Annotated in this window: 31 protein-coding genes and 2 tRNA genes; 11 read left to right on the top strand and 22 right to left on the bottom strand. The window is 61.3% G+C overall.

Features of this window, described 5'->3' with window-relative positions; all coding sequences use genetic code 11:
* Positions 1-5 precede the first annotated feature (5 nt).
* Entirely contained in the window at positions 6-839 is an 834-nt protein-coding gene (locus HWX69_RS00780; protein ID WP_178915174.1) for a hypothetical protein, read from the bottom strand.
* Between the two features lie 207 nt (positions 840-1046).
* On the opposite strand from HWX69_RS00780, the gene HWX69_RS00775 reads away from it, so the two are divergent.
* Positions 1047-1730: a hypothetical protein gene (locus HWX69_RS00775; RefSeq protein ID WP_178915173.1), complete on the top strand. Its 684-nt coding sequence runs from the start codon at positions 1047-1049 to the stop codon at positions 1728-1730.
* Here HWX69_RS00775 and HWX69_RS00770 read toward each other — a convergent pair.
* The 5 genes from HWX69_RS00770 to HWX69_RS00750 all read right to left on the bottom strand — a co-directional run bounded on the left by HWX69_RS00770 (position 1718) and on the right by HWX69_RS00750 (position 5306).
* The gene (locus HWX69_RS00770; RefSeq protein ID WP_178915172.1) at positions 1718-2479 is read right to left on the bottom strand and encodes a hypothetical protein; all 762 of its coding nucleotides are present in this window, start codon (positions 2477-2479) and stop codon (positions 1718-1720) included. The two genes, HWX69_RS00775 and HWX69_RS00770, sit on opposite strands and share 13 nt — an antisense overlap.
* A gap of 1 nt (position 2480) precedes the next feature.
* On the bottom strand, positions 2481-3392 hold the full coding sequence (locus HWX69_RS00765) for a hypothetical protein (RefSeq protein ID WP_178915171.1): 912 nt from the start codon (positions 3390-3392) through the stop codon (positions 2481-2483).
* Entirely contained in the window at positions 3392-4639 is a 1248-nt protein-coding gene (locus tag HWX69_RS00760) for a hypothetical protein (protein WP_178915170.1), read from the bottom strand. The genes HWX69_RS00765 and HWX69_RS00760 overlap by 1 nt, the downstream gene beginning before the upstream one ends.
* A gap of 71 nt (positions 4640-4710) precedes the next feature.
* A complete protein-coding gene (locus tag HWX69_RS00755; RefSeq protein WP_178915169.1) occupies positions 4711-4992 on the bottom strand; it encodes a winged helix-turn-helix domain-containing protein in 282 nt (93 codons plus the stop codon).
* Positions 4989-5306 (bottom strand): helix-turn-helix domain-containing protein, encoded by a 318-nt coding sequence (locus tag HWX69_RS00750; RefSeq protein WP_178915168.1) that lies wholly within the window; start codon positions 5304-5306, stop codon positions 4989-4991. Before HWX69_RS00750 ends, HWX69_RS00755 begins: the two co-directional genes overlap by 4 nt.
* A gap of 411 nt (positions 5307-5717) precedes the next feature.
* Here HWX69_RS00750 and HWX69_RS00745 point away from each other — a divergent pair, with 411 nt between their 5' ends.
* From HWX69_RS00745 to HWX69_RS00735, 3 genes are all read left to right on the top strand, one after another.
* Positions 5718-5861: a hypothetical protein gene (locus tag HWX69_RS00745; RefSeq protein ID WP_178915167.1), complete on the top strand. Its 144-nt coding sequence runs from the start codon at positions 5718-5720 to the stop codon at positions 5859-5861.
* A 96-nt stretch (positions 5862-5957) separates the two neighbouring features.
* Positions 5958-6965, top strand: coding sequence for a tyrosine-type recombinase/integrase (locus tag HWX69_RS00740; protein WP_178915166.1), 1008 nt, complete (start codon positions 5958-5960; stop codon positions 6963-6965).
* Between the two features lie 489 nt (positions 6966-7454).
* The gene (locus tag HWX69_RS00735; protein ID WP_178915165.1) at positions 7455-8045 is read left to right on the top strand and encodes a HalX domain-containing protein; all 591 of its coding nucleotides are present in this window, start codon (positions 7455-7457) and stop codon (positions 8043-8045) included.
* Here the strand turns inward: HWX69_RS00735 and HWX69_RS00730 are convergent.
* From HWX69_RS00730 to HWX69_RS00715, 4 genes are read right to left on the bottom strand one after another with little or no spacing between them, the layout of a single operon-like run.
* Complete coding sequence (locus tag HWX69_RS00730) at positions 8042-9010, bottom strand: fumarylacetoacetate hydrolase family protein (RefSeq protein WP_178915164.1); 969 nt, start codon at positions 9008-9010, stop codon at positions 8042-8044. The two genes, HWX69_RS00735 and HWX69_RS00730, sit on opposite strands and share 4 nt — an antisense overlap.
* The gene (locus tag HWX69_RS00725; protein ID WP_178915163.1) at positions 9007-9804 is read right to left on the bottom strand and encodes a cyclase family protein; all 798 of its coding nucleotides are present in this window, start codon (positions 9802-9804) and stop codon (positions 9007-9009) included. Before HWX69_RS00725 ends, HWX69_RS00730 begins: the two co-directional genes overlap by 4 nt.
* 51 nt (positions 9805-9855) lie before the next feature.
* The gene (locus tag HWX69_RS00720; protein ID WP_178915162.1) at positions 9856-10209 is read right to left on the bottom strand and encodes a CrcB family protein; all 354 of its coding nucleotides are present in this window, start codon (positions 10207-10209) and stop codon (positions 9856-9858) included.
* The gene (locus HWX69_RS00715; RefSeq protein ID WP_178915161.1) at positions 10197-10556 is read right to left on the bottom strand and encodes a fluoride efflux transporter FluC; all 360 of its coding nucleotides are present in this window, start codon (positions 10554-10556) and stop codon (positions 10197-10199) included. The genes HWX69_RS00720 and HWX69_RS00715 overlap by 13 nt, the downstream gene beginning before the upstream one ends.
* Before the next feature lie 127 nt (positions 10557-10683).
* Between HWX69_RS00715 and HWX69_RS00710 the strand changes: the two genes are divergently transcribed.
* Positions 10684-11133, top strand: a complete 450-nt coding sequence (locus tag HWX69_RS00710) for a carboxypeptidase-like regulatory domain-containing protein (RefSeq protein ID WP_218644644.1) — start codon at positions 10684-10686, stop codon at positions 11131-11133.
* A 6-nt stretch (positions 11134-11139) separates the two neighbouring features.
* On the opposite strand, the gene HWX69_RS00705 is transcribed toward HWX69_RS00710, so the two are convergent.
* Genes HWX69_RS00705 through HWX69_RS00690 form a run of 4 tightly spaced genes read right to left on the bottom strand, consistent with a single transcriptional unit; the run spans position 11140 to position 14147 of the window.
* Positions 11140-11880, bottom strand: coding sequence for a protein-L-isoaspartate O-methyltransferase family protein (locus tag HWX69_RS00705; protein WP_178915159.1), 741 nt, complete (start codon positions 11878-11880; stop codon positions 11140-11142).
* A 21-nt stretch (positions 11881-11901) separates the two neighbouring features.
* Positions 11902-12810, bottom strand: coding sequence for a class I SAM-dependent methyltransferase (locus tag HWX69_RS00700; protein ID WP_178915158.1), 909 nt, complete (start codon positions 12808-12810; stop codon positions 11902-11904).
* Between the two features lie 22 nt (positions 12811-12832).
* Positions 12833-13492 carry a protein-L-isoaspartate(D-aspartate) O-methyltransferase gene (locus HWX69_RS00695; RefSeq protein WP_178915157.1) on the bottom strand — a complete coding sequence of 220 codons (660 nt, stop codon included), beginning with the start codon at positions 13490-13492 and terminating at the stop codon, positions 12833-12835.
* Positions 13493-13496: 4 nt separating this feature from the next.
* On the bottom strand, positions 13497-14147 hold the full coding sequence (locus HWX69_RS00690) for an HVO_0476 family zinc finger protein (RefSeq protein ID WP_178915156.1): 651 nt from the start codon (positions 14145-14147) through the stop codon (positions 13497-13499).
* 108 nt (positions 14148-14255) lie between these two features.
* On the opposite strand from HWX69_RS00690, the gene HWX69_RS00685 reads away from it, so the two are divergent.
* Positions 14256-14435, top strand: coding sequence for a hypothetical protein (locus HWX69_RS00685; RefSeq protein WP_178915155.1), 180 nt, complete (start codon positions 14256-14258; stop codon positions 14433-14435).
* A 47-nt stretch (positions 14436-14482) separates the two neighbouring features.
* On the opposite strand, the gene HWX69_RS00680 is transcribed toward HWX69_RS00685, so the two are convergent.
* Together HWX69_RS00680 and HWX69_RS00675 are read right to left on the bottom strand one after the other, a co-directional pair.
* Positions 14483-15469 carry an aminopeptidase gene (locus HWX69_RS00680; protein ID WP_178915154.1) on the bottom strand — a complete coding sequence of 329 codons (987 nt, stop codon included), beginning with the start codon at positions 15467-15469 and terminating at the stop codon, positions 14483-14485.
* A 45-nt stretch (positions 15470-15514) separates the two neighbouring features.
* Positions 15515-17056, bottom strand: coding sequence for a long-chain-fatty-acid--CoA ligase (locus HWX69_RS00675; protein WP_178915153.1), 1542 nt, complete (start codon positions 17054-17056; stop codon positions 15515-15517).
* Between the two features lie 91 nt (positions 17057-17147).
* Here HWX69_RS00675 and HWX69_RS00670 point away from each other — a divergent pair, with 91 nt between their 5' ends.
* Positions 17148-18164: a type II glyceraldehyde-3-phosphate dehydrogenase gene (locus HWX69_RS00670; protein WP_178915152.1), complete on the top strand. Its 1017-nt coding sequence runs from the start codon at positions 17148-17150 to the stop codon at positions 18162-18164.
* 73 nt (positions 18165-18237) lie between these two features.
* Positions 18238-18615 carry an Hsp20/alpha crystallin family protein gene (locus HWX69_RS00665; RefSeq protein WP_178915151.1) on the top strand — a complete coding sequence of 126 codons (378 nt, stop codon included), beginning with the start codon at positions 18238-18240 and terminating at the stop codon, positions 18613-18615.
* Positions 18616-18673: 58 nt separating this feature from the next.
* Here HWX69_RS00665 and HWX69_RS00660 read toward each other — a convergent pair whose 3' ends face one another.
* Genes HWX69_RS00660 through HWX69_RS00645 form a run of 4 tightly spaced genes read right to left on the bottom strand, consistent with a single transcriptional unit; the run spans position 18674 to position 22694 of the window.
* The gene (locus HWX69_RS00660) at positions 18674-19546 is read right to left on the bottom strand and encodes an ATP-grasp domain-containing protein (protein ID WP_178915150.1); all 873 of its coding nucleotides are present in this window, start codon (positions 19544-19546) and stop codon (positions 18674-18676) included.
* Positions 19547-19591: 45 nt separating this feature from the next.
* Entirely contained in the window at positions 19592-21520 is a 1929-nt protein-coding gene (locus tag HWX69_RS00655) for an ABC transporter ATP-binding protein (RefSeq protein WP_178915149.1), read from the bottom strand.
* A gap of 56 nt (positions 21521-21576) precedes the next feature.
* The gene (locus tag HWX69_RS00650; RefSeq protein ID WP_178915148.1) at positions 21577-22101 is read right to left on the bottom strand and encodes a DUF192 domain-containing protein; all 525 of its coding nucleotides are present in this window, start codon (positions 22099-22101) and stop codon (positions 21577-21579) included.
* Between the two features lie 44 nt (positions 22102-22145).
* Positions 22146-22694 (bottom strand): DUF192 domain-containing protein, encoded by a 549-nt coding sequence (locus HWX69_RS00645; RefSeq protein WP_178915147.1) that lies wholly within the window; start codon positions 22692-22694, stop codon positions 22146-22148.
* A 105-nt stretch (positions 22695-22799) separates the two neighbouring features.
* On the opposite strand from HWX69_RS00645, the gene HWX69_RS00640 reads away from it, so the two are divergent.
* The 3 genes from HWX69_RS00640 to HWX69_RS00635 all read left to right on the top strand — a co-directional run bounded on the left by HWX69_RS00640 (position 22800) and on the right by HWX69_RS00635 (position 23203).
* Positions 22800-22871, top strand: a tRNA-Val gene (locus HWX69_RS00640).
* 58 nt (positions 22872-22929) lie between these two features.
* Positions 22930-23055 carry a hypothetical protein gene (locus HWX69_RS18240; RefSeq protein WP_255453959.1) on the top strand — a complete coding sequence of 42 codons (126 nt, stop codon included), beginning with the start codon at positions 22930-22932 and terminating at the stop codon, positions 23053-23055.
* 74 nt (positions 23056-23129) lie between these two features.
* Positions 23130-23203, top strand: a tRNA-Phe gene (locus HWX69_RS00635).
* 152 nt (positions 23204-23355) lie between these two features.
* On the opposite strand, the gene nthA is transcribed toward HWX69_RS00635, so the two are convergent.
* Positions 23356-24393: a nitrile hydratase subunit alpha gene (gene nthA, locus HWX69_RS00630; RefSeq protein ID WP_178915146.1), complete on the bottom strand. Its 1038-nt coding sequence runs from the start codon at positions 24391-24393 to the stop codon at positions 23356-23358.
* Complete coding sequence (gene nthB, locus HWX69_RS00625) at positions 24390-25079, bottom strand: nitrile hydratase subunit beta (protein WP_178915145.1); 690 nt, start codon at positions 25077-25079, stop codon at positions 24390-24392. Before nthB ends, nthA begins: the two co-directional genes overlap by 4 nt.
* Positions 25080-25202: the final 123 nt, after the last annotated feature.

Raw genomic sequence — 25202 nt, 5'->3', positions numbered from 1 at the left:
AATCATTAGATCGGTACGGACACGTTTTTGAGTTCTTGAATTTGACCGTCTTCAAGAGACTCTAATCGCATTCTAAGATCCTCTAACTCCGAAAGTAGGTCAAGACCCTGGCCCATCATCCGTGAGGCCGTCTCCTTCGATATTTGGCGATATTTATTGTGGGCTACTTGGTTTCGGTAATCAACAAATAGTTGCGTTTGGTGATATTGCCTCTTAGACAGAATCTTTCCGGATTTATCCGGCATATCGATTTCATAAAGCGCTTTTGTACGTTCAAAGAATCGCGCATCTTCCCAACTAGTGTGCTCTCTAAACCCATTCACTGATATAACCATTCGGCTTCGGCCTAATTCCAGTAACGCTCGCTCCACAGCTCTGCCTAGTACGATTAATCCAGTAGAGAAGTATCCTAAACAGTATAGATCCCGAGCCTCGAAGGCTTCATTCTGATATTCATTTGGTGCATTATGTGGGTCAAACTCTTCGCCGTATCGTTCCAAGAACCGTCGAAGTTGGCTAATTGGATTGGTATTATTGGACTCAGATATGTTTGAAAGGATTCCATTTACCTCCCCCGCTAGGGCCCGAGTTACCTCTTCATCCGACGAGAGTGCATCATCAAACTTCCCATCCTTTACACGCCAATAAGCATGATGGACATCACCCTGGAACCCAGAGAACCATATATTATCTCTCAACTCAGGAAATGCATACTCGAAAGCATCCAAACTACGCATTAGCGTCCTAATTCCAGACAGAGCTGACCCCGCATCCTCATTGGAATTTTTATCTTGGAATTCTTCACGGAAAGTTTCTAAATCTTCGATTGACGATTGCATTCGGTCGAGCCGGCGTCCCAATTCAAATATCCGATGGAATACATTCGTCGTCATACCAGCGCTTACACGATCGCTCGCATAATCTCGGTCTTCTGCATAGCGTTCGGGATTCATAACGGAATGGCTATGGAGGCCCAAAAGGAGATAATTGGATTAACTATTGGGGTATGAATATAACACCCCGTCACTAACTTGGACTAAGTGTAAATGGTCGATATAAGTCTAGCTCAAATCTTCCTCGGCTTTTTGGCTACTTTAATAGCGACTCTAATAGGGGTTGAACGGGGGTTCAAGAAAGACCGACAGGCAGAACGAGATAGAGCACGTAAAACCACTCTACAGCATCTAAACGCTATAGAAAATGAATTGGAGTTGAACCATTCTAATGCGGGTGGGAATTATGAACTAATAGATGAACTCCAACAGAAAACCGATATCGACTCTGACCACTATTCTCTTGAGCCCTACTCAACTGATGCGTGGGATGCTGCAGTATCAGACCAAGTTATAGAAAACATCAGTTCGGAAACTTATACTCATTTGCAGGAAACTTATTCTCTAATTAAATCAACTAACGAACAGATACGACGTCTTAGAACTGAGTCACTTCATGAAAATATTGGAAATACGATTGATTACGGGGCAACCGAGATGCCTGTCTGGACTATGGAAGTAAGTTACTGGAACAGACAAAGTAGTGAGGTTGACACAAAGGGATTAGGGGAATTAATCCGCGATAGGAGTAATAGAATCCGGGTAAAAGCTAGTGGTGACCTTGAGAACATTGAACAAGAGACAGAAAACCTCAGAGAGAGGCTTGGTGATGGAGCAAATTCAGAAAGGACAGCAAAAGGTTTCCATCAAACTGCAGCTGAGAACTATCGTGGGTAGTCGTCTGTTTTGCAAGCTACGAGTATCTCTGATGAGAGACCAACCCTATCTGACACCAGCTTTAATACACCTTCCTCAGTCATTGATAAATCGATTTTAGAACCATCCTGGCTCTCTAAGTAGTCTCTTAGAGGTGTGATGTCGTACGTATACGCAACGTCCTCTAACTCGGATGGTGGAGTTATTTCTTTTTTAACTTGTCCGTCTCCTCGGACCTGATCACTTACTGTCAGACATAGACCGTCAGTATCCATTCTGAACGTTACTTCCGGAGCGATACTTTCCATCATACGGAGATTTTCTAATAACGCTTCTCTATTGATCTCGTCCACATAATGAAACCCCTGTGGCCGAGCTGGATCTGTGAATTCGGTCCCTTGGAAGAAGTGGAGATCGAATTCGGTGGGCGTCGTGAACCAGCTACCTCCTGTTTTAAAACGATAGCTGTCGTCGCCGAACTCCAACGTGATATCGCCCTCCCCAGCATCCGTGGTAAGATTGTATAGGGTTTCTGAACTAAAAACGAATCTTGAAGGGGTGTTTACTTCCACTTCTGTTTCGGTAGAGTTCTCGATTTTGTGGAGTATCTGAAGAGTGTTTGTCCTATTGACGAAAATCTCGATTTCGTCATCAGAATTCGCAATCATATTGAGGTCCATTTCCAGCTCTTCATCGCCGGTTACAACTTTGTAGAAACTACGTAGAATATCCTCAATCTCATCTTGGCTTATCTGGACTCTCACATTCATTTCAATCCAACCCCAGCTTTTCTGCTACACTATCGATAACTCTGTTTTGATGTCTGGGTTCCTTCAACAACTTCTTTTTTCTCCATCGATACGTACTACTTTCCGTTTGCTCGATTACGTTGAACCTCTCGAGCATGGCGTACAGGCAGTCCCTCCAATGTCCTTCTCTCTCTTCTTCTGTTAACTGCCACAGCATCGGAGGACGCTGATCAATCATGACTTCGTCGACTTCATCGAACGTGAATTCTCGCTTTCTTTCTTTGGCACAGTAGCTTAGCAGTCGCTGTGTGAATTCGAATTTGATGAGATTAGAGTCTGTTTTCCGGGTAAATTGTAATAAGTCATTCCCGTGTGGAGATGTCTGGAGCCCAGAGCCAACCGCTTTCTCTAGCGTCATATTATTATGCTCGCCCTGCTCCTTCGAGATTGAAACAGCCCCGTTTGGCTTGAGGGCCCAAACTATGATGTCTCGTGCAGCTGCGGCATCGATGACGGCAGCTTGATGTTCCTGGATGAGTTCGTCAGGTATCACCGCAACCAATTCATGACTAACCGGTGAGAAATCTGGATGGTTCCGTTTGTTGAGGTAATCGGTAACCATCTCATCAGAAATTTCATCGTATTTTGCAATCTCACCTATTCTCTCACGGACTTCATCGGGACTGTCGCTTTTGTTCAGTTCTTGGCATACAATCTCTATATGCTGAACATCTCCTTGGTCACTAAACGAAAGAATATCTGGCATAAACGTGCCGTCTCTACCTTCATATTTTGGATCTGGATAACCTACGTAGCCTCGGTCACAAAGCTGGTTTCGAAGGCTAATATTTGGGGAGTACAGGGTATATAGCTGGCTTAGATATATCGTATAATCGTCTTTCCAAGAATGAACTTGGTAGTCGCTAACCGCCATTAATTGTAGCCCCCACTCACCTGATTTTCGCGACTTAGTTGTCCCAAGGGAAATTCTTCAACAAAATCATATTTTATTCGGGGATCAAACTTCTCCCTTAGCTTGTTAAATAAATAGAGAATCCCAGACGCTGTCCCTGAGCGTGGCTTGATATAAAGTGTGGGGCGATTAACTTGGTTGATAGTTTCCGAGGTCAGCAAAATCTCTGCGGTACCATTATCGTATACCGTCCTACTCTCGCAAAAGAACCCAAGGTTTGCTCTGGATTTTATTACTCCATATACACGCACGTCATTCTGTCCGACAGTAAGAAGATTCGATAGTTTGAGACTGCTTTCCTCATTGTACGGTTTGCTCGTAAACGTCACTTTGAGAACCTTCCCAGGTGAATAAGAGGTGGGTGAAAATACGCCGTGATCGTTCTTCGAAAATTCTTGCTTCGGAATTGCTTCGGTGAACTCATCCCAGAGATCGTTTCGATTGTGGAGAGTTTCTATCAGCTCGAAAGTTGCTTCAGGGTTACCAGTTCGATGTACGACTTCCCCTTCCTGGTGTACAGATACCTTCGCATCCGATTTTTGTGTTTTACTCCCCCCATCCTGAGCAATAGCTAGATTTGGAGGTTCAAAAGTGAACCGAGATTTAGAGATTCCTGATTTATCTAATAGCTCGGATGTTACTCCCTCCTCTAAAGCTTCGTCAACCATCCACTTAGGAGTCTTTAGATTGAATTCGATTTCTCTCTGAACGAATTGCTCGATATTATCGGCATAGTAGTCTTGGAGGTGGTCGGGGATCTCTGAATCATTTTCATATAACCAGTATGGGTCCCACTGCTTCTCTATATTGACATTTTTATCATCCGGGCTATATTCATGGTATACTTCGTCGATCACCTCACTCTGGAAATGAAGCTTCAACAGCCACCCAATCTTTGAATCCAAGTTAGACAGTGAATTTCGGGCTTTCTGCTCTAGAGAACTTCCATAGCAAATAAGCCATCTCTCGGGTTGAACTTCCCAGAAAAGAACGGGATGACCATCCAGCCTGACGTAGTACCCTCCTTCAATAGCCTCTACTCTTTTAGCGGGTCCGCCTCCAGAAATCGACTCGACAAGATTTGAGACTATTTCCCTTGAGATCTTTTTGGAACTATGGTATTGGTTGAAATATACGTTGGGTCCAGGATTTTCTAAATCTTCCTCAAGATAGGCACGGATGGTGTCCTTGATAGCGGGTGTCAGCATGATTGTCTCCTTGGTTCCGGATTGTTTCTTGTTTCTAATCGCAAGTAATTAACTGTCATTGTTGGTTCGGCTCATCCGATATAAGGGAAAGGTTGATGTTTAGCGTCCAGTTCGCCTTCCAGATATCGTTTCCCTTCCCCGGTCAATTCATACATTCGACTGCTTTCGAAGAACGGAGCAACGAGCCCTGCATCGGCTAGCATCTTGAGCCGCTCTTGAGTCCTCCCTTCTGAGGCATTCATCGAAAACGTTCGTTCGATATGTCGTGGTGTGGCCCAGCCTTCCCTTTGTAGATGCTCCAAAATTCGTTCATCAAGACAACACATCCATTCGGCGGGCCGCCGCTCGCTCATATCTCACCAGGTTCCTCGCCTGCGGTTGGCCCACCGTTCTCCTCAACACCATTGTCGAGGTAGACATGGTTTTCGGCGTCATATTCGCCATCTAGGTACGCCTCTCCCTCATCGGTAATGACGTAGACGCCGTTACCAAGTGGCCGTAAGAGCCCGTGTTCTGCTAACTTCTTACAACGCCGTGAGACGTGCGTATTCGACACTCTGATATTCTCTTTCTGCTGTAACTCGCCCACTCTACCCCCGTCCTCCTTCCGGATATGCTCTAAAATCCGGTCATCCCATATAGTCATCCACGTACCAGGTTGTCTCATTACCTATCTTATTGGGGGAGATATACGTAGTAGTGCGCAAATCGCCATTTCGTTGGTGCCGCAACATATATGTGATATCGCCCCATTGGTGTCGATGCGAGCCGACGACTCGGTTGAAGATGACTCTGTTGGCGATGCGAGGAACGGGCCGCGTTGGAGCGCGGCCCGAGAAGTCGGTTCCAGGAAGGCAACTATGCTAGCTGGAACCAACGCGGGGCCGGAAAGCCCCGAACGAACAGACGAAACGCCTCTTGAAAACGCTGACGACGTGCGGTGTGCCTGTGGCCGCGTGGCCGACGGTCTCGATGCCCGAGACGGTAAGCCGACCTGTGAGCGGTGCGCTCGACTGGCTTCTACTGTCGGTTACGTCCAAACCGGCCCCGAACCGCGCCCCGACGACGGAGGGAACCGATGAGCCTCACGCAATTCGGCTTCTGCCCGAACTGCAAGGGTCGACGGGAGCTGGTGATGACCTCGCCCGGATCGGTCGCCTGCCATGACTGCGGCGCCGTTGACGTCTTCGAAAGCCGCGAGCAGTACGAGGAGCAAGTATGAGACGGGCAACTGTCGAGTACTGCCCCAGCTGTGGCGCAACGGTAGTCGGCGCGGCGCCGGGCGACGAGTGCGGTAACTGCGGGAGCGTGGTGCTCGATGGGTGACGACCTCCAGCCGCTAACACCGAGCGAGGGGGTCGAGCGGTTCCTTACCCACCGGAAGCCCTCGGTCCGCAAGTCGACGCTTCAGAACGCTCGAACACGGCTGAACTACTTCCTGAAGTGGTGTAGTGAACAGTCCGTTGATAATCTGAACACACTCACCGGCCGGGATTTGGCCGACTTCGTCGCGTGGCGACAGTCGCAAATCTCGCCCGTCACGCTTCAGAAGCAACTCAGTACGATTCGGCAGTTCCTCCGATGGGCAGCCGATATCGAGGCAGTGAGCGAGGGCCTTGCCGAGAAGGTCCACGCACCCGAACTCCCCGACGGAGCCGAAAGCCGCGACGTACAGCTACCGGCATCCCGCGCCGAGCCGATAGTCGAGTACCTGGACCGCTACGAATTCGCCAGTCGAAAGCACGTCGTCATGCTGTTACTCTGGCGAACGGGGATGCGTCGCGGGGCGCTTCGTGCGCTCGACGTGGGCGATCTCCAACACGATGACCATGCGATTTCTATCCACCACCGACCCGAGCAGGGAACCGGACTGAAGAACGGAGCAGACGGTGAGCGGTGGGTCTACCTCGGCCCGCAACCCTTCAGCATCGTTCAGGAGTACGTCGAGACGCACCGCCACGACGTGACCGACGATTACGGTCGGGAGCCACTCATTACGACCGAGTACGGCCGTGCGGCGGGAACGACTATCTACGATATCGTACACCGGGCCACCCAACCCTGTCGTTACGGAGAGTGCCCCCACGACCGCGAGCCCGAGACTTGCGAGGCTGTCGGGTCGTCAAACACACCGTGTAAATGTCCGTCCTCGAGGTCGCCGCACGCCATCCGGCGCGGAAGTATCACCGCCGACCTCAACGGCGACGTACCTCCCGAAGTCGTCGGGGAACGAGCGAACGTCTCGCTTGATGTGCTCTATGAGCACTACGACGCTCGAACGCCTCGCGAGAAGATGGATGTCCGAAGACAACACTACCAACGATGAGCAACCGATACTCTACCCGAGTCAGAAGCACCGCGAGAACGAGTAGAAACCCGCATACGGCGCGGGGAAAGACCTACCCGGCGAGTCCATTTCCTTCGCTCACTGCGTTCGCTCAGTCCCGGCGAGTCCGTTTTGGACTGTTGCATGCAGCGTGACGATTCGCCGACGGCGTCGAAGTCGCCATCAAGAGCTGATTCGGTTACTGCTCGAACAGAGACGCCGTCAACGCAGGGCGGCAGTGTGCCGGCCAAGGCGTTCTCGGCCGGCCTGTGGGTGGGTGGATGGAAATGCCGCCCGTTCAGGTGATTGCGTCGAACCGTGTTAGCGGTACTGCCTGTTAGTTGAGAAGCATTTATATCGTGGCCGATTTTTCCCGTCTCGGGGTGGCGCTAGACGTGGTTGAGAACGGCGCCTCAGGGGCGAAACGAGCGTTCTCAAAGTGAGAAAACAGCCCCAACGGCTATTTTGGTGTATCTCGTTGGGGTGAGTATGGGGACGGATACGGAGACGACCGAAACGGCGACGGTACTCGTCGTCGACGACGAGCGGGACCTGGCTGATTTGTACGCGGCGTGGCTCTCCCAAGAGTACGACGTCCGAACGGCATACGGCGGCCAGGCGGCGCTCGACGCCCTCGACGAGGACGTCGACGTGGCGCTCATCGACCGCCTGATGCCGCAGGTGTCGGGCGACGAGGTGCTCGAACACATTCGCGAGTCGGAGTACGACTGCCGGGTGTCGATGGTGACGGCCGTCGAACCGGATTTCGACATCATCGAGATGGGATTCGACGAGTACATCGTCAAGCCGATTCGGCGCGACGACCTCGTCGAGGTCGTCGAATCGTTGCTCTCGCGGTCGACCTACGACGCCCAACTGCAGGAGTTCTTCTCGCTTGCCTCGAAGCGTGCGGCGCTGCAGTCCCAGAAGAGCCAACACGAACTGGAGAACAGCGAGGCCTACAGCGACCTCACCGAACGCGTCGAGCAGTTGCGGACGGACCTCGACAGCACGGCCGAGAAGCTATCGACCCGGGACTTCGAGGTGCAGTTGCGGAAGTTGAACGCTGACTCGGCTTAGCGAACGGTATTCTCCAGCGTCCCCAGTCCGTCGACGTGTAACGTGACGGTGTCGCCTTCTTCGAGGAATTTCCCGAGTTCGAGACCACAGCCCTCGCCGACAGTGCCGCTGCCGAGCACGTCGCCGGGGTACAGCGTCTCGTCGCGGGAGACGTGTTCGACGATGTCCGCGAAGGAGTGATACATCTCGCCGGCGACGCCATCGGACCACGTCTCGCCGTTGACTTCGGCGGTCATCCGGGCCGACGCGAGCTCGAAGTCCTCGGGCGTGACGAGGTACGGTCCGAAGGCGTTGGCGAAGTCCTTGCCCTTCGCGGGGCCGAGACGGCCTTGCATCTCTTTCATCTGGGTGTCACGGGCGCTGAAGTCGTTGAACACGGTGTAGCCGGCGATGTACTCCGCGGCGTCTTCCGCGGGGATGTCGCTGCCCTCCGTGCCGATGACGGCGGCGATTTCGAGTTCGTAGTCGAGTTGCTCGGAGTGACTCGGCCACGCCACCGTCTCGTCGGGGCCGACGACGCTGTCGGGGTTGCCCTTGTAGTAGACCGGGGTGTCGTACCACACCTGCGGCGGCTCTTCGCCGAGGCTGTTCTCGACGTGTTCCTCGAAGGCCATGAAGTCCCGAATCGAGTTCGGCCGCGGCAGCGGAGCGAGGAGCCGAACGCCCTCGGCCTGGGGGTCGAACCGGAGTTGTCCGCCCGTTGGCCCCTCCGAGGCGTCGGTTTCACGGACGAACGCGACGGCGTCGCGGGCGGCGCTGAAGGAGCGTTCGCCCCGGCGGAGGAACGTCGCCATTTCGGGTGGAGCGTGGGTTTCGGCGACCGCGAGGGGGTCGGCCTCACCTCGCGATTCGAGGTCGGCGGCGTAGGCGGCGGTCACGTCGACGAGGGCGCCGCCGTCGTCGTGGACGCCGACGCGCTGTCGTGTTCCCACCGGCGTCTCGACTTCGAAGGAGGCGAGTTTCATGCTGCACCTCCCTCGAAGACGGCGACGGGACGGACCCAGCCGGCGCTGGCGTCTTCGACGACGATGGGGAAGGCGACCAGCGGAACGTTCGTCTTCCGCGGCAGCGAATCGAGGTTCGCCATCTTCTCGATTTGACAGTACTCTCCATCGCGGCCGGCGAGGTGGGCTGGCCACAGCTCCTCGGCGTCGCCGGTTTCCTCGAAGCGTCGGCCCATCTCGTCGAACGGCTTGTCGAAGCCGTAGGCGTCGGTGCCGATGACGCGAACCCCGCGGTCGACGAGCCACCTCGTCGCCGCCCGTCCCATCCCGGGGAAGCCGGTGAGGTACTCGGGGGCGCCCCACAGTTCGTCGGCGCCGGTCTGGAGCAGGACGATTTCGCCAGCAGAGAGCTCGTGGCCGAGGTCGTCGAGGGCTTCCCGTAGGTCGTCGACGCCGATTTCGGCACCCGATTCGAGGTGACGCACGTCGAGGACGACCGCCTCGCCACAGCCCCACGACAGCGGCACCTCGTCGATGGTACGGGCGGGGTCACCCTCGCTTTCGGTGCCGTAGTGATACGGCGCGTCCATGTGGGTCGCAGTGTGGGTGATGGCGTGGACCTCTTCCCAGGCGAGGGCGGTACCGTCGGGGAAGTCGTCGGCGGTGACGTCTCGCCCCAACGCCTGGAGGTTCTCGGCGAGCCACTCGGCGCCCTCGCGGTGGTCCATTCGGTCGATGCTCGCGGGGTCGGGTTCGCTTACCGCGCCGTCCTCGATGCCGATGCTGAGGTCGACCAGTGTGGCATCCTCGAACATACCCCTATGCGCGTGCGAACGGACCTATACTTTCGCCCGGTCGGTGGACGACTACGCGATGGCGCCGCCGATTTCGCTCCCGAGAACGACCGCGAGGAGGGCGACGACGAGCGTCCCGACCGCGTAGACGGCTGCGACTCCGACGCTTTCGTCTTCGGCGAGTCGGACGCTCTCGACGGCGAACGACGAGAACGTGGTGAACGCGCCACAGAAACCGACGCCGAAGGCCAGCCTCGCGGTGTCACCGAGGCCGACTGCGAGCACGACGCCGAGTGCGAAACTCCCGAGGACGTTCACGGCGAACGTGTCGAGGCCTCGCTGCTCGATTGCGTTCCCGACGGCGTACCGTGCGAGCGTACCCGCCGACCCGCCGACGCCGACCGCAAGCGCCGCTACGAGCGCCACCGCACCACCTCACGGGCGAGCAGAACGGCCACGCCGCCGAGTGCGTAGTTGGCGAGGACGTTGGCCGCCGCCAGCGTCGGCGTGAGTCCGACCGTCTCGCTGGCGAACGTGCTGTAGGTGGTGAACGACGAGAGGAACCCCGTCGCAACGAACGTCCGAGCGGCCGCCGACAGTCGCCCCCGGTGCAGTGTCTCGTAGACGACCATCCCCAACAGGAACGCGCCGGCGACGTTGACCGCGAGTGTCCCCCACGGAAACGCCGCCGGCAACGCGACGGCGACGGCGTGTCGACTCACCGCGCCGACGAACCCGCCCGCCGCGACCAGCGCCGCCGCCCGCGGTTGCATAGACGACGCTGCGTCCGGGTCCTACAGGGGTCTTGCGGTTCCGACGGCCGGGATTTCGGTTCCGACGGCCGGGATTTCGGTTCCGGCGACCCTGCGGTTTATGTACGAAACCGAGGCCAGACGCCCCATGTTCAGAGCAACGCGGCTACGCGAGGACGAACGCGGTATCGAGGGACTGCCGGTTCGCCTCGTCATCGCCCTCGTCGTCGGCGTCGCCAGCCTCTCGGTGATGATGAGCATGATTTCCGGCATTTCGGGGCTCGCGGTGACGGAACTCGACGTTCGGCCGACGCCGGAGGTCACGACGCCCGACAACGGCTCCGTCTCGGTGACGGTCGTCGACCCCGACGGGGGGCGCGTCGCCGGTGCTACGGTCGTCGCCCGCGGCGAATCGGCGCGACTCGACGGCGTCACGACGGCGAAGACCGGCGAGAACGGCACCGCGGAGTTCGACCTCGACCCCGAATTGGGTCCGAACCAGCGGGACGGCACCGTCGTCTTCGACATCAAACCGCCCGCGGGCAGCGACTACGCCGACAGACGCGAGAACACGGCGCTGTTGGTGGTCGAAAAGTAGGCCTCTTCAGAGTCGGTCGTCCCAGTCTATCCACGTCTGTTCCCAGCCCTTCCGGCGCTCGGCGGCCCGGCGGGCGTGTTCGCGGTCCTCGCGGTGGGTTCGGTTGCGCTCGACGGTGTCGGCCTGCTCGCCTTCGACCAACATCGGCTGGAAGGCGACGGTGCCGAACTCGGCGACGGCCTCCTCGCCCTCGACGGCGACGAGTTCCTGGGTCCCGGTTCCTCGGGGCATGACCAGTCGTCCTTCGGGGGCCAACTGGTTCAGGAGCGCCCGTGGCGGTTCGATAGCGGCGGCTTCGAGGAGAATTCGGTCGTAGGGTGCGTAGTCGGGGAGTCCGCGGGCACCGTCGCGACGGTCGACGAGTACGCCCGGGTAGCCGGCGCGTTCGAGGTTCGACCGCGCCTCGTAGACGAGTCGGCGCGTGATGTCGATGGCCTGGACGTTCGCCTCGCCGACGATTTCGGCGATGACGGCGGCGGTGTATCCAACGCCACAGCCCACGACCAACACGTCGTCGTCGGGGCCGACGGCGAGCGCCTCGAACAGTCGTCCCGCCGCACTCGGGGAGAGCACGCGCGTTCCGTAGCGCTCCGAGGAACGGTCGGCGTAGGCCGCCGCCTCGTCGTCGACGAACGGCTCTCGTGGAACTTCCCGCATCGCGACGCTAACCGTCTCCGAGCGAACGACGGCCTTGGCCTTGTGTTCGAGGCTGTCGACCATGTCGTCGCGGAGCACCGCCGGGTCCATACCCGGAATCGGGGCCGGAGCCTATTGAATCGAGCGCCCGACGAGCGCCGACCGGCGACCCGATGGCACCGCCTCGACTGATACCTCGTCGAAGGCCCCTCCGAGCCACGAGCGGGCCGTTCCGACGCTGTGTACGCGACCCGCTCCGGCCGCCAGCCGGTCGATATCGACCAACGCGGCTCCGGGCGTTTCGCCACTGAACGTGTCGAAGAAGACGGCCGCAGGTGCGGCTGCTGCCGCGGCCGCGACGTGGTCCGCGGCACCGTCGCCGTCGCGGCGACTCAGCGTCTCGATGCCGACCACGAGGTCACACGGCGGCATCTCGGTTCCGTCGCCACGGCGGAGGTCGACGGACTCCCGCCGGAGCAGCGGCTCGGCGGCGTCGATTCGCTCTTCGCTGTCCAGCAACGTCACCGACCAGCCCCGGCGGGCGAACTCGACGGCACGGCGGCCCGCTCCATCGCCGACCACCACGACGCTGTCGCCGTCCGGGGCGGCGTGGACCGCGGTCGTCACCTCCGAGCGCAGACTGGCTTCGTCGGTGGCGGCCGCCCGTCCGAGTTCGTTCCGCAACTCGTCCGATTGCTCCGGGACCGCTCGACCGGCCAGCGTCTCCGGCAGCGCGACCCATCGCTCGAAGGCGTCTAATTTGGCGGGGAGACGGCCGATAGAGCGGAGGTCGGTCTTCGTGAGAAAGCCCAAGAGGCGATTGGTGGGTTCGTACTCCCCGTCGACGTGGGTGAGAAACCCCTGCGACTGCAGCGCCGCGACGAGACGCTCGGCCGCCTCCGGGTCGATACCGGTGGCATCGGCGACCGCTTCGGGCGACCCGGCGGTCGTCGACAGCGCCTCGAGGGCGCCACAGCGGCGGGCCGCCCACAGCAACGCTATCTCGCGCCAGGGTGGCTCGCTTCGGTCCTGCGTTGGCATACGCCGGCTTCACACTCCGGCCTCAAGAATCGCCGCCCTGCATCGGGACGAACCGGACGCCACCGAACTCCTCGCGGTCGATGCCGCCCTCCCGTTTGACGGCGCGGACGAGTCGCTGTCGACGGTCGCCGACGGGCGCGAGCAACCGGCCGTCCTCACGGAGTTGGTCGAGGACCGCCTCGGGCAACTCGCGGGCGGCGCAGGTGAGATACGCGGCGTCGTAGGGGGCGTACTCGGGCCACCCGTCGTGGCCGTCGCCGACGCGGACGTGAACGTCGTATCCGAGGTCGTCGAGTCGGTTTCGCGCGTCGTCGGCCAGCGATTCGACGTACTCGACGCTGTAGACGTTGCCGTCGCCGACGATTTCGGCCGTGACCGCGGCGTGATACCCACAGCCGGTGCCGATTTCGAGCACCGCCTCGCCTTCGCTCAAGGCGAGTCTGTCGCACATGATACCGACCATGTGGGGGGCAGAGACGGTCTGGTCGTTGCCGATGGGGAGCGGTCGGTCGGCGTAGGCACTCCCCCGTCGCTCGGGTGGGACGAACTCGTGTCTCGGGACGGCCTTCAGCGCCTCGATGGTCGATTCGCGTTCGATGCGGCCGCTCTCGACGAGGGCCTCGACCATCCGCTCGCGACGGGTTTCGAAATCCGAATCGGCGTCGTCGTCGCGTCGGAACATCGGCCTACCAGGCGGACCACGCTCGCTGGGTAGAGTTCTCGTCGCGGGCGTACACTCGCTTGAGGTCCTTCGCGAGCGCCGCGTCGCCGGCGTGGTCGTAGCCCTCGCGGTAGTAGTTGGTGGCGTCCTCTCGGACCAGCAGGCGCTCGACGGTGAACTCCTCGCCGCCGTACTCGTGGGTCCGGCCGACGACGAACTCCTCGTCGCCGGGCACCTGTATCTTCACGCTCCGGGTCTCGTCGTGACCGCCGTCCTTCGGGTGCAGCGTCAGGTTCACCGCGACGTTGCCGACCGCACGCGTCCACAGCGTCTTCACGTCCTCTGCGCTGGCTTCGTCGACGCGGGCCCCCTCAGTCGTCTCGATGGAGGTGATACGCGCCGTGAGAATCGCCTCGTCGGTTTCGACGAGGAACTCGTCGCCGGTCGACAGCTCCTCCTCGGGCGGCACTTCGACGCGTGCCTCCGTCGATTCGTCGTCCTGGGAGACGATAACCCGGCGGTCGACGCGGGATTCCTCTTCGATGGTCGTCTTGTGAACGTGGCTGCACTCGCTGCATCGAACCGTGGCCTGCCCACCGTGGTTGAGCACCTCGTGGGCGGTCTCGGCGGACGGCGAACAGGAGGGACACCGAACCGCGACGCGCTGTTGACTCATTGGCCGCACTTGACGGTGCGAACGTATAAGCGCGTGGCTCCGACGATGACGAGGCTTCGACCGTGACCTGCCGATAGGATTATTTCACCGGCCACCGCGTTCGATGCCGTGTCCCTCGCCGATTCGGCGGTTCGGATGTATCTGTTCTACGCCTTCGCCACCATCGGGTTCGTCTCCATTGGGGCCGTCCTCGGGACGGTCCTCCCGGACGGGGTCGCGCTGTTCGTCGGCTTTCTCGTCCTACTTGTGGTCGTCCTCGGGGGACTGTTCTGGTACGCTCGGCTCTGAGCGTTACTCGACGGTCGGAAGCTCGATTTCCTCCCCGTCTCGCGGTTTCACCGCTCGACCTGAGGAAGTTCCACTTCCTCCCCATCCACGTACACCGTCGGCTCTCGCAGAATGCCGTCGAGGTGGATGGGCGCGTCGTTGTCGCCGCCGATGCCCGCGTCGTCGCCCAGGGCGATGTGGACGGTCCCGCCGGCCTTCTCGTCGAGCAGGACGCTGCCGACGAGGTCGGTGACGCCGATGTTCGTTCCGATGCCGAGTTCGGCCATGTTGTAGGCGTTCTGTCCCACCTGCTCGGCGGCCTCCTCGACCTCGGCGCGGATGGCGTCGTCGCCAATCGAGGTGACGTAGCCGTCTTCGACCTCGAAGGTGACCGTCTGTCCCTCGTCGAGCAGACCGTGGGGTCGGATGGTGCCGTCGACGACGTAGGTGCCGTCGGCGGATTCGGGGCTGATGAACACCTCGCCGGCCGGGAGGTTCGAGAAGTCGCCCGGTTCGTGGACGATGCCAGTGTCGTCGTTCCAGACGCGGTCGCCCAACTCGAAGGTGATGTCGGTGCCCTGCGGGGAGGTGACACGGATTTCCTCGGCGCCGTCGACGTTCTCGAGCATCGCTTCGCACTCGGCGGCGATGGCGTCGTAGTCGGCGTCCAGTCCCGTCGTGAACACCTCCTCGGTGATGCCCGGCAGCGTCGCCCCGCGGGCGCCGCCGTCGGTCGCGTCCGAGCGCGCGCGGGTGTGGCTGAGGCTCTTCGTCGTCGGCGCGAGGAAGGCGTCGGCCGAGGCCAAGGCACCGGCGACCGGTTCCGGTGGCTCGGCGCCGTGCTGTGGCCCCGGCGGATACCGGACGATGACGGCGTCGTCGGTGGCTTCGAGGGCGGCGTCGTACAGCGCCTCGCCGATGGGCTGGCGTTTGTCGTCGGTGACGACGACGCAACTCTCGTCGGATTCGACGGCGAGACACTGCTGGACGGCGGTTTCGGCCGCCGCGGCGACGGCTTCGGGGTCTTCGATGTCGAGTACGTCCGAATCGCTCATGTCCGGACCTGCGACCGAGACGACGAAAAGGATTGGCTTCGCGGACTACTCCTCGCGGAGTTTGAACTTCTGGACTTTCCCGCTGGGATTCTTCGGCAGTTCCTCGACGAAGTGATACGCACGCGGCCGTTTGAAATCCGCGAGGTCGTCGCTGTCGAGGACGAACGACTCCAAGGTGTCGGCGTCGGTGTCGCCGACGACGTACGCGACGACGCGTTCCCCCCACTCCGGATGCGGTTCGCCGACGACCGCCGCTTCGATTACGTCGGGATGAGAGAACAGGACGTCCTCGACTTCGGTCGGGTAGACGTTCTCGCCGCCGGTGATTATCATGTCGTCCTTCCGGTCGACGACGTAGAGGTAGCCGTCGTCGTCGAAATACCCGAGATCACCGGAGTAGTACCACTCGACGCCCCCCTCCTCTCGGAGGGATTCGGCGGTCGCCTCCGGGCGGTTCCAGTACTCCCGCATCGTACACGGCCCGGCGAACAGTATCTCGCCGATGTCGCCCTGGTCGACCTCCTCGTCGGGCGCGCCGTCGGGTTCGACGACCCGGACGTCGTGGTTCAGCGCGGGTTTCCCGGCCGACCCCTGTTTCGGTATCTGCTCGTCGGGGTGTTGGAACGTTCCACAGGGGCCGATTTCGGTCATGCCGTAGGCCTGGAGGTAGTCGTCACAGAACTGCTCCATGCAGGCGTCGAGTACCTCCTTCGGCATCGGCGAGGCGCCGTAGAGGCCGAGTCGGAGCGAGGAGGTGTCGGCGTCGACTTCCTCGGCGGCGTGGGCCAGTCCGTTCCACGCCGTCGGTGCGGCGAACATCACGGACACGTCGTGTTTCTCGATGTCCTGAAGCACCGCCACGGGGTCGAACTCGTGGTGGACGACGCTTTTTGCCCCCACCTGAATCCTGGGGAACAGGGCGGCGTGTAACTCCGCGCAGTGATACAGCGGCAGCGCCGACAGCCCCACGTCGTCCTTCCGGAGGCCGCCCTCCGCGACGCAGATGAGGTTGTGTTCGACCATGTCGCGGTGTTCGTGGACGACGCCCTTCGGCCGGCCCGTCGTCCCCGAGGTGTAAATGAAGGCGTACACGTCGTCCTCGGAGACGACGGTGTCGGGCGTCTCCGCCGGAGCTGCCTCGATGATGGTGTCGAAGTCGTGGGTGTCGTCGGGAGCGTCCTCTTCGATGAAGACGTACTCCTCGACGGTTTCGAGGTTCTCGCGGGCACCTTCGACCGCTTCGCGGGTGTCGTCCTCGTAGATGAGGACGCTCGATTCGGCGTCGTTGCAGATGAACTCGACCTCGCCGGCCGGCAGGCGGTAGTTCAGGGGGTTGAACACCGCACCGAGTTTTCCACACGCGAACACCGTACAGACGATTTCCGAGCCGTTGTACAGCATCGTCGAGACGCGGTCGCCTTTCTCGACGCCGAGGTCCGCCAGGGCGTTCGCCAACCGGTCGGCACGCTCGTCGAGTTCCGCAAACGTGTAGCGGCGGTCGCGTCGCGGATACACCAGCGCCTCTTTGTCGGGGTACTTTTCGGCGGTGAGTTCCAGCGTGTCTGCTATCGTGGGATGCATACGCAACCCACAGACTCCGCCGTGTTAACGCTTCGCCCGCTGCCCTCCTGCGTCGTGGAGAGAAACGGTTATTCCCGTCGGCACACGATCCGGGGGTATGAGCATTCAGGTCGCGGTCAACGGCTACGGAACCATCGGCAAACGCGTTGCCGACGCCGTCGCGCTCCAACCCGACATGGAGTTGATCGGCGTCGCCAAGACCCGCCCGAACCACGAGGCGGAACTCGCCGTCGAGAACGACTACCCGCTGTACGCCGCCATCGAGGACCGCGTTCACCTGTTCGAGGAAGCCGGCATCGAGTTGGCCGGCACCGTCGAGGAACTGGTCGAAGCCGCCGACATCGTCGTCGACGCCTGTCCATCCGGCATCGGCGCCGAGAACAAGTCGCTGTACGAGGAGTACGACACGCCCGCGCTGTATCAGGGCGGCGAGGACGCCGACCTCGTCGACGTCTCGTTCAACGCCCGGAGCAACTTCGCGGAGGCCGCCGACGCCGACCACGTCCGCGTCGTCTCCTGTAACACGACCGGTCTCTCGCGGCTACTCGCGCCGCTACAGGAGGAGTACGGCGTCGAGAAGGCCCGCGTCACCCTGGTCCGACGCGGCGGCGACCCCGCCCAGACGGGCCGTGGCCCAATCAACGACATCCTGCCGAACCCGGTGAGTCTCCCCTCTCATCACGGCCCCGACGTGAACACCATCTTCCCGGACCTCGCTATCGACACGCTCGGACTGAAGGTGCCCGCCACGCTGATGCACACTCACTCGGTCAACGTCACGCTGGAGGACGCCCCCGACGCCGAGGCCGTCCGCGAGTTGCTCGACGCCCAGTCCCGAACCTTCCTCGTCCCCGAATCCTACGACATCGACGGCGCGGGCAAACTGAAGGAGTACGCGATGGACCGCGGCCGCCCCCGCGCGGACATCTGGGAGAACTGCATCTGGTCGGAGTCGATAAGCGTCGAAGGTGACGACCTGTATCTGTTCCAGGCGATTCACCAGGAATCCGACGTGGTGCCGGAGAACGTCGACGCCATCCGCGCCGTGCTGGGAACTGCCGACGCCGAAGAGTCCATCCAGCGCACGAACGAGACGATGGGCGTCGGTTTCTAACTGCCGTCCTCGCCGGATATCGATTTCTGCCCTCGACAGAAGGCTTTTGATGGCCACTCACATACCGACGGGTATGCGCCGTGACGACCGCGACGACCCCTTCGACGACATCTTCAGCGAGATAGAGCGAATGATGGAGGAGATGACGGGCGGCGTGAGCGCGGCGGGCAACGCCGGTTTCGGTAGCGATGCCCACGTCTCCATCTACGAGACCGACGACCAACTCCGGGTCGTCGCGGACATGCCCGGCGTCCGAAAGGAGGACATCGACATCAAGTGTGACGGCCGCCACGTCACCATCTCGGCGTCGACGGACACGAGCGACTACGAGGAGCGCATCGAACTCCCCGCCCGCGTCGACGAACACTCGGCGTCGGCGACGTTCAACAACGGCATCCTCGAAATCACGCTCGACCGAACCGGCAGTTCCGCGAACATCGACCTCGACTGAGTCGCCTCGGCGCTCGGGTTTCGTTTCTCTCGCTTCGAGCATCGAAGCGAACAGTACGTCACCGGTCTCGACGTGCGGTCCGACGAATGAGGGCGGCGAGGCGGTCGTAGAAGTCCGTCTCGTACTTCGTTTCGGCGTCGACCGTCGGGCGGGCGTTCGTCTCGTTGACGACCGCACGGTCGTCCGAGACGAGGATGTCGACGCCGAGCCAGTCGATGTCGAGCGCCTCTGCGGCGTCTTCGGCGAGATTGCGGTGTGCTTTCGGCAACTCGACGCCCTCGGCGACGGCGCCGCGGTGGACGTTGTGTTTCCAGCGGCCCGCCGCTCGCTCGGCCTCGGGGAGGCGGCGCTCGACGGCGCCGACGTAGTCGCCGTCGACGACCATCGCCCGGTAGTCGCGGGCGTCGGGGAGGTACTCCTGAACGAGAAAGGAGCGGTCGCCGGTCGCGCGGTAGTCGTGGACCAACGATAGGTAATCGCACACGCCGAAGAACGAATCGAGGTCGGCGGCCTTCGCGATGCCGACGCCGCGGGTCGTCGAGTTCGGCTTGACGACGACCGGTGGGTCGAACCGCTCGAAGGCCGCCCGGAGTTCCGACTCGTTGGCGGGGTTCGAGACGTACACCGACTCGGGTGTGGGGACGCCGGCGCGGTCGAGACGGGCGAGCGTGCCGGCCTTGTTCCGGCTCCGCAGGATGGCCTCCCGGTCGTTGACCCACGGCACGTCCAGCATGGCGTCGGCGACGCCGCCCTCCATCAGCCGCGATGGGAAGACGAACCCGGCGTCGAACGCCTCGTCGGCGAGCGGGTCGGAGAGCGGCTGGGCGCGCTCGCTCGTCGGGACGTACGTCGCCTCGATGTCGCGTTCGGCGAGGGGGTCGCGGATTCGTTCGAGCGTTTCGGCGTCGGTCGCGACCGCCAACCGGAGCATACTCGCGTGGTGGGGTTCCGCGCCCTTGAATACCTCCCCGGTTCGTCAGTCGTCGTCGGCGTCGGTGCGGGCCTGCCGTTTCGCCGCACGTTCGATGAACTCCTCGGGCAGTTCGTCTATCTCGCCGGCTTGGACGCCCCAGAGGTGGGCGTAGAGTCCTCCCTCCTCGAGGAGGTCTTCGTGGGTGCCTCGCTCGACGATTTCGCCGTCTTCGAGGACGACGATGGTGTCGGCGTCCTTGATGGTCGACAGGCGATGGGCGATGGCGAAGGTGGTCCGGTCGGCAGTGAGGCGGTCCAGCGACCGCTGGATGAGCATCTCGGTTTCGGTGTCCACGTCGCTCGTCGCCTCGTCCAACACGAGGATGGCGGGGTCTTTGAGGACTGCCCGGGCGATGGAGATGCGCTGCCGTTGGCCGCCGGAGAGTTTGACGCCGCGCTCGCCGACCATCGTGTCGTAGCCGTCCGGAAGGTTCGTGATGAACTCGTGGGCCTCGGCGGCCTTGGCGGCCTCGACGACGGCCTCCTCGTCGGCGTCGAAGGTGCCGTAGGTGATGTTCTCCCGGACGGTGCCGTAGAAGAGGAACGTGTCCTGTCCGACGTAGCCGATGTGCTGCCGCAGCGAGGGCAGAGTCACGTTCCGGATGTCCTGTCCGTCGATGCGTATCGCCCCCTCGTCGACGTCGTACAGTCGGAGGAGGAGTTTCAGGACCGTCGATTTCCCGGCGCCCGTGGGCCCGACGAGCGCGAGCGTTTCGCCGCCCTCAACCTCGAAGTCGACGTTCTCGACGATGGCTTCCGCCTCGTCGTAGCCGAAGGTCACCTCGTCGTACTCGACGCGGCCCGACTCGACTTCGAGGGGTTCGGCGTCGGGGTCGATTTCGAGGCGGTCGGGTTCGTCCATCAGTCCGAAGATGCGCTCGGAGGAGGCGTAGGCCCGCTGATACATGTTGATTATCTGGCCGAACTGCGCCATCGGCCAGATGAACCGCTGGGTGAAGAGGATGAAGACGACGAACGTTCCCACCGAGAGGTCGCCGGAGAGCGGGCCGGGAGCGGTGCCGGTGAACACCCACAGCCCGCCGACGACGAACGTGACGACGAAGCCGATGCCCGCGAGCAGTCGGAGGCCGGGGAAGAACTTGATGCGGGTCTCGATTGCGTCCCAGTTGGCGTCGAAGTACTCCATCGACACGTCGTCGACCCGGTCGGACTCGTAGGGTTCTGTGTTGGCGGACTTGATGACCTGAATGCCGCCGAGGTTGTTCTCCAGTCGGGAGTTGACCTTTCCGACTGACGAGCGGACGCGGGCGTACTTCGGTTGGATGATGCGGATGAACAGGTAGGTAAAGCCGGCGATGAGCGGCACGGGAAGCAGCGCGATGAGCGCCAACTGCCAGTTGTAGTACAGGAGGATACCGCCGATGCCCAACACCATCACCGACAGCCGGAACATCGAGTTCAGGCCGTCGTTGAGGAACCGTTCGAGGCGGTTGACGTCGTTCGAGAGGATGGACATCAACTCGCCGGTCTGTTTGTCGGCGAAGAAGTCCATGTTCAACCGCTGCATCGTGTCGTAGGTGTCTGTCCGGATGCTGTGTTGGATGTTCTGTGCGAAGGAGTTGAACCCCCAGTTGCGTATCCAGTGGAAGGCCGCCCCGAGCGCGAAGGCGCCGGCGATGATGCCGATGACGACCCAGAACTGCGTCCACTCGTCGGTGGGCGTCCACGCTTCCGGCACCAGCCACAGTGAAAACGCCTGCTCGCCGAACACCGAATCGATGGCCAAGCCGAGCATGATGGGCGGCAGCAAATCGAGCAGTCGCGCGAAGATGCTCGCGAGAATCCCGACGGTCACCTGCACCGCGTTCGGCCGGCCGTACTCGGCGAACAGCCTGCTCATCGGGTTCTCCGCGTTCTCCCGCTGCTCCTCGAAGGGGTCGTCCTCGTCGGCCCCGATGGCACTCTCCGCCATTACCTGAACTGACTGTTCAGTCAGTATAACGCTTGGCACATCGGCCGGACGGGCCGCTACACCTCGAAGACGAGTCGGTCACCGACCTCGACGCCGCGGTCGTCGGTCCACCCTCGATTCACTTCGAGGACGTACTGCCCCGTCCCGATGTACTGCTGTTCGTTGCCGTTCTCGTCGGGTCCCGGGGCGGGTGCCTCGTGGATTTCGGTAATCGTCCCGTCGGAATCGACGAACACGATGTCGAGACCGAACTCCATCTCCCGCATCACGTAGGTCCGCTCGGCGACGCCGTCGTGGACGAACAGCATCCCCTGGTCGTCGGCCAGCGATTCGGTGTCGCTCAACCCGACGTAGCGCTTCGAGAAGGTGTCGGCGACGGCGGCATCGACTCGACCCAACTCCTCGTCGCTGTCGGCGTCGACGACGGTTACGTCAGTGTGCTCGTAGCCGGATGCCCCGGGATTCGAGGCGTCGTAGCCGGCCAGAAGCGAGGCGAGCACGCCTGTCGCAAAGCCGAGGTAGACGAGCAACGCGAGAACTACGACCGCCGAGAGCGCGTAGCCGAGACGGCGTCGGTCCATCACGCTGACGGACGGCCCGGCCGGCGAAAAGCGTGCCGGCGCACTTACTCCGGCAACTCGAAGGCGACCTGATCGCCGACTTCGACGCCGCGGTCGGTCGTCCAGTGGTGGTTCACCTCGAGGACGTACTGTCCGCGCCCGGAGTACTCCTGGTCGTTGCCGTCCTCCTCGGGCCCCGGTGCGGGCGCGTGGTGAATCGACGTTATCGTCCCGTTCGAATCGATGTAGACGATGTCGATGGCGAAGTCCATCTCCCGCATCACGAACGTCAGGTTCCGCTCGCCGCTGAAGACGAACAGCATCCCGCGGTCCTCCGGCAGCGACTCGGTGTTGCTCAACCCGGTGTATTGGAGCGACCCGTTGTCGGCGATGGCGGCCTCGACGGCCCCCAGTTCGGCGTCGCTGTCGCCGTCCAGTACCGTCACCGTCGTCTGCTCGTAACTGCTGTGGACCGGCGTGGCCGTCGGCGTCGGGTCGTCCGTCGCCGTCGGTTCAGCCGTCGACTGCTCGCCGCCGTCGAACGGGCCGACACAGCCGCCGAGGGCCGCAGCGATGACTACCACGACGAGCGCCCACGTCCGGTGTCGCGTCATTTCCACTCCCTCGGGACGGAACGTGCCTAAACGTTCCGTCACCGACGATGACCGGTTGACCCGGAAGGCAAGCGTTAACTCTACGGGGCGGTTTCGGCCGAGTGCGGGCGCGTGGTCTAGTGGCTATGACGCGTCCCTTACAAGGACGAGAAGATGGTTCGATTCCATCCGTGCCCACTTTTCGGCGGTCCTCACCCGCGAAAAGCCTATGCGCGGCGACGACTCACTTCGTAGTATGTCAGGACGTGCCGGTTCGGACTGCCCGGAGTGTGGCGGACGACTGGAATCCATCGATGGGATGGAGTACGAATGCGGCGACTGTGGCCGAACGTTCGACTCCGCAGACGTGTTCCTCATCTAGCCCCCGATTCAGTCTCATCGCCGCGCCGGCTTTCGAAACCCTTTTTGATAGCGTCGGCGTCGTTGCGTCTGCAAGCCGCCTTAGCTCAGACTGGGAGAGCACTCGACTGAAGATCGAGCTGTCCCCGGTTCAAATCCGGGAGGCGGCATTTTCCTGCGAACGAAGTGAGCAGTGAAAATGCTCCTGAGCGCGATTTGAACCCTAGAAGACACGCACAACGAGCGAAGCGAGTGAGTATGTCTTCCTCCGGTTCACAATCCGGGAGGCGGCATCCCTGCGACCAACGTAAATACCGGTCAGTCAGTGGGCTCGGTCGCCCTCGATGAACTCCTCGGCGGTCCGATCGCCGGCCGCGAACGCGGCTGCTCGAGTGTCGATTGCGTCGGGGTCGAGGATAGCATGAGAGACGAGCAACCGTTCGAGTGCCGTATGCCACTGGTCGTAGTAGATGCGTTCGGTTGCCGCGGCGTCGGTCCCGGTGTCGCGGTTGCCGTCGGTAGCGTATGCGTCGGTGGGTGTCGCCTCGATCGCCTCGATCAACCGCCGCTGGAAGGCCGACCAGTCGAAACTGTCGCCCCCGTCGTACAGGGTGACAGTTACGCCGAAGGCGCGTGCCTGCCACGGCTCCGAGAACGTCGGCTCCGCGTCGACGCCGAGGAGGTCCGCGAAGGCGCCGTCGGGATCCGCGTGTCCACCATCAGCTGTCGATTCCGCGTCCGTCGTCTCGTGGTCGAGCCGTTCGACGCCGATCATCGAGTCGCGGGTGACGAGATTCGCGAGTTCGTCCTCGTCGTATCCGTCCGTCCCCTCGGGGCGTCTCGGCAGGACCATGTACCTGATTTCGGAGCTGGAATCCCAGACATTGATGTCGATTCCATCGTCGATTCCGAGGCCGAACTCCTCGAGGACGGCTCGCGGCTCGCGGACCATTCGGGACCGATAGGACGGCGTCTTGTACCACGTCGGGGGCAACCCGAGCAGCGACCACGGGTAGCACGAACACAGCGTACAGACGACGGCGTTGTGGACATCGGCGGTGTTTTTCTTCACGTCGATATGCTGGATGCCGACGTCGAAATCGAACTCGTCGATCGCGGCGGGGGCGTCCTCGAGGAGTCGCTCCTCGAAGGCGGGATCGGTCCACGCCCGGGCGACGACCCGAGCTCCGTTCTGTGGGCCGATATCGCGTTCGTAGGCGGCTATCGCATCGTCAACCGCGTCCGTCGAGATGATTCCTTTCTCGACGAGCAGCGATTGAATCGCTCGAACGCGGGGACGCGGATCGGCGGCCGTTTCGTCGTGGTCGTGTCCGGAATCGTGCTCGTGTTCGTCAGTCATCGTTCGTCCTCCGCGGGTCGCAGATACGGTTCCCAGAGATCGACGTGAATCGTATCGTCGGGATCTTCGGCATCGGGGCCCCACACATCCTCGGCGTCGAAGGCGACGGTGTACAGCGGCTCGTCCCGTTCCTCGCCGTGGGCGCTGGCGTCGGGGAAGACATGGTTCCCGTGGACGGATCGGATTTCACCGGCCGTTCGCCGGACGTAGCGCGGACAGCGAGTGTGGCCCTCGGGGTGGTTGTTGCGAACTCGAACCGCGTCTCCTTCAGCGAACTGGGGCTTGTCGTTCGGCCGATTGAACGATGCTGGCCGCTCGAACGCCGCTCTCACTCGCTCTGCAAGGTCGGGATCCCGTCGCTGGGGAACCAGTTCCGCGGGGTCCTCGAGGTCACGTGCTCGCTGGTAGGCAGCCTCGATCTCGTCCACGGTGAGGTGGCCCTTCTCCACGAGGTTCCGCTCGAGGCTCGCCAGCCAGCGTTCGAAGTACGATGCCGCGAGGTAGTCCGCCGGATCCATCCGCTCGATTCCGTGGCGACTCTCGTCGATGTTATAGATGCCCTGCGGTCTTATTGTGCGCACTAGTGCGAAGACGACCCGTTCCCAGTCCGCGTGGAACTGGGCGTCGTCGTCGACGGGGACGGCCCCGAATCCGTGCATCCCGCCCATGTCGTGGATGCCGTTCATGCCAACCATGTTCGCCGCGTCCGCGCAAATAGCTTTGGACGATAGGAACGCCGACTGTGCGGGCCTCACCTCGCCTTTCCCTCATCTGACGTTGAATTGTCGCTTTCCTGTGAGCGAAACGAC

Origin of the sequence: Natronomonas gomsonensis, from assembly GCF_013391635.1 — an archaeon.
Taxonomy (GTDB): Archaea; Halobacteriota; Halobacteria; order Halobacteriales; family Haloarculaceae; genus Natronomonas; species Natronomonas gomsonensis_A.
Note: the sequence above shows the minus strand (reverse complement) of the source record. Positions and strands in the feature narration are given on the sequence as shown.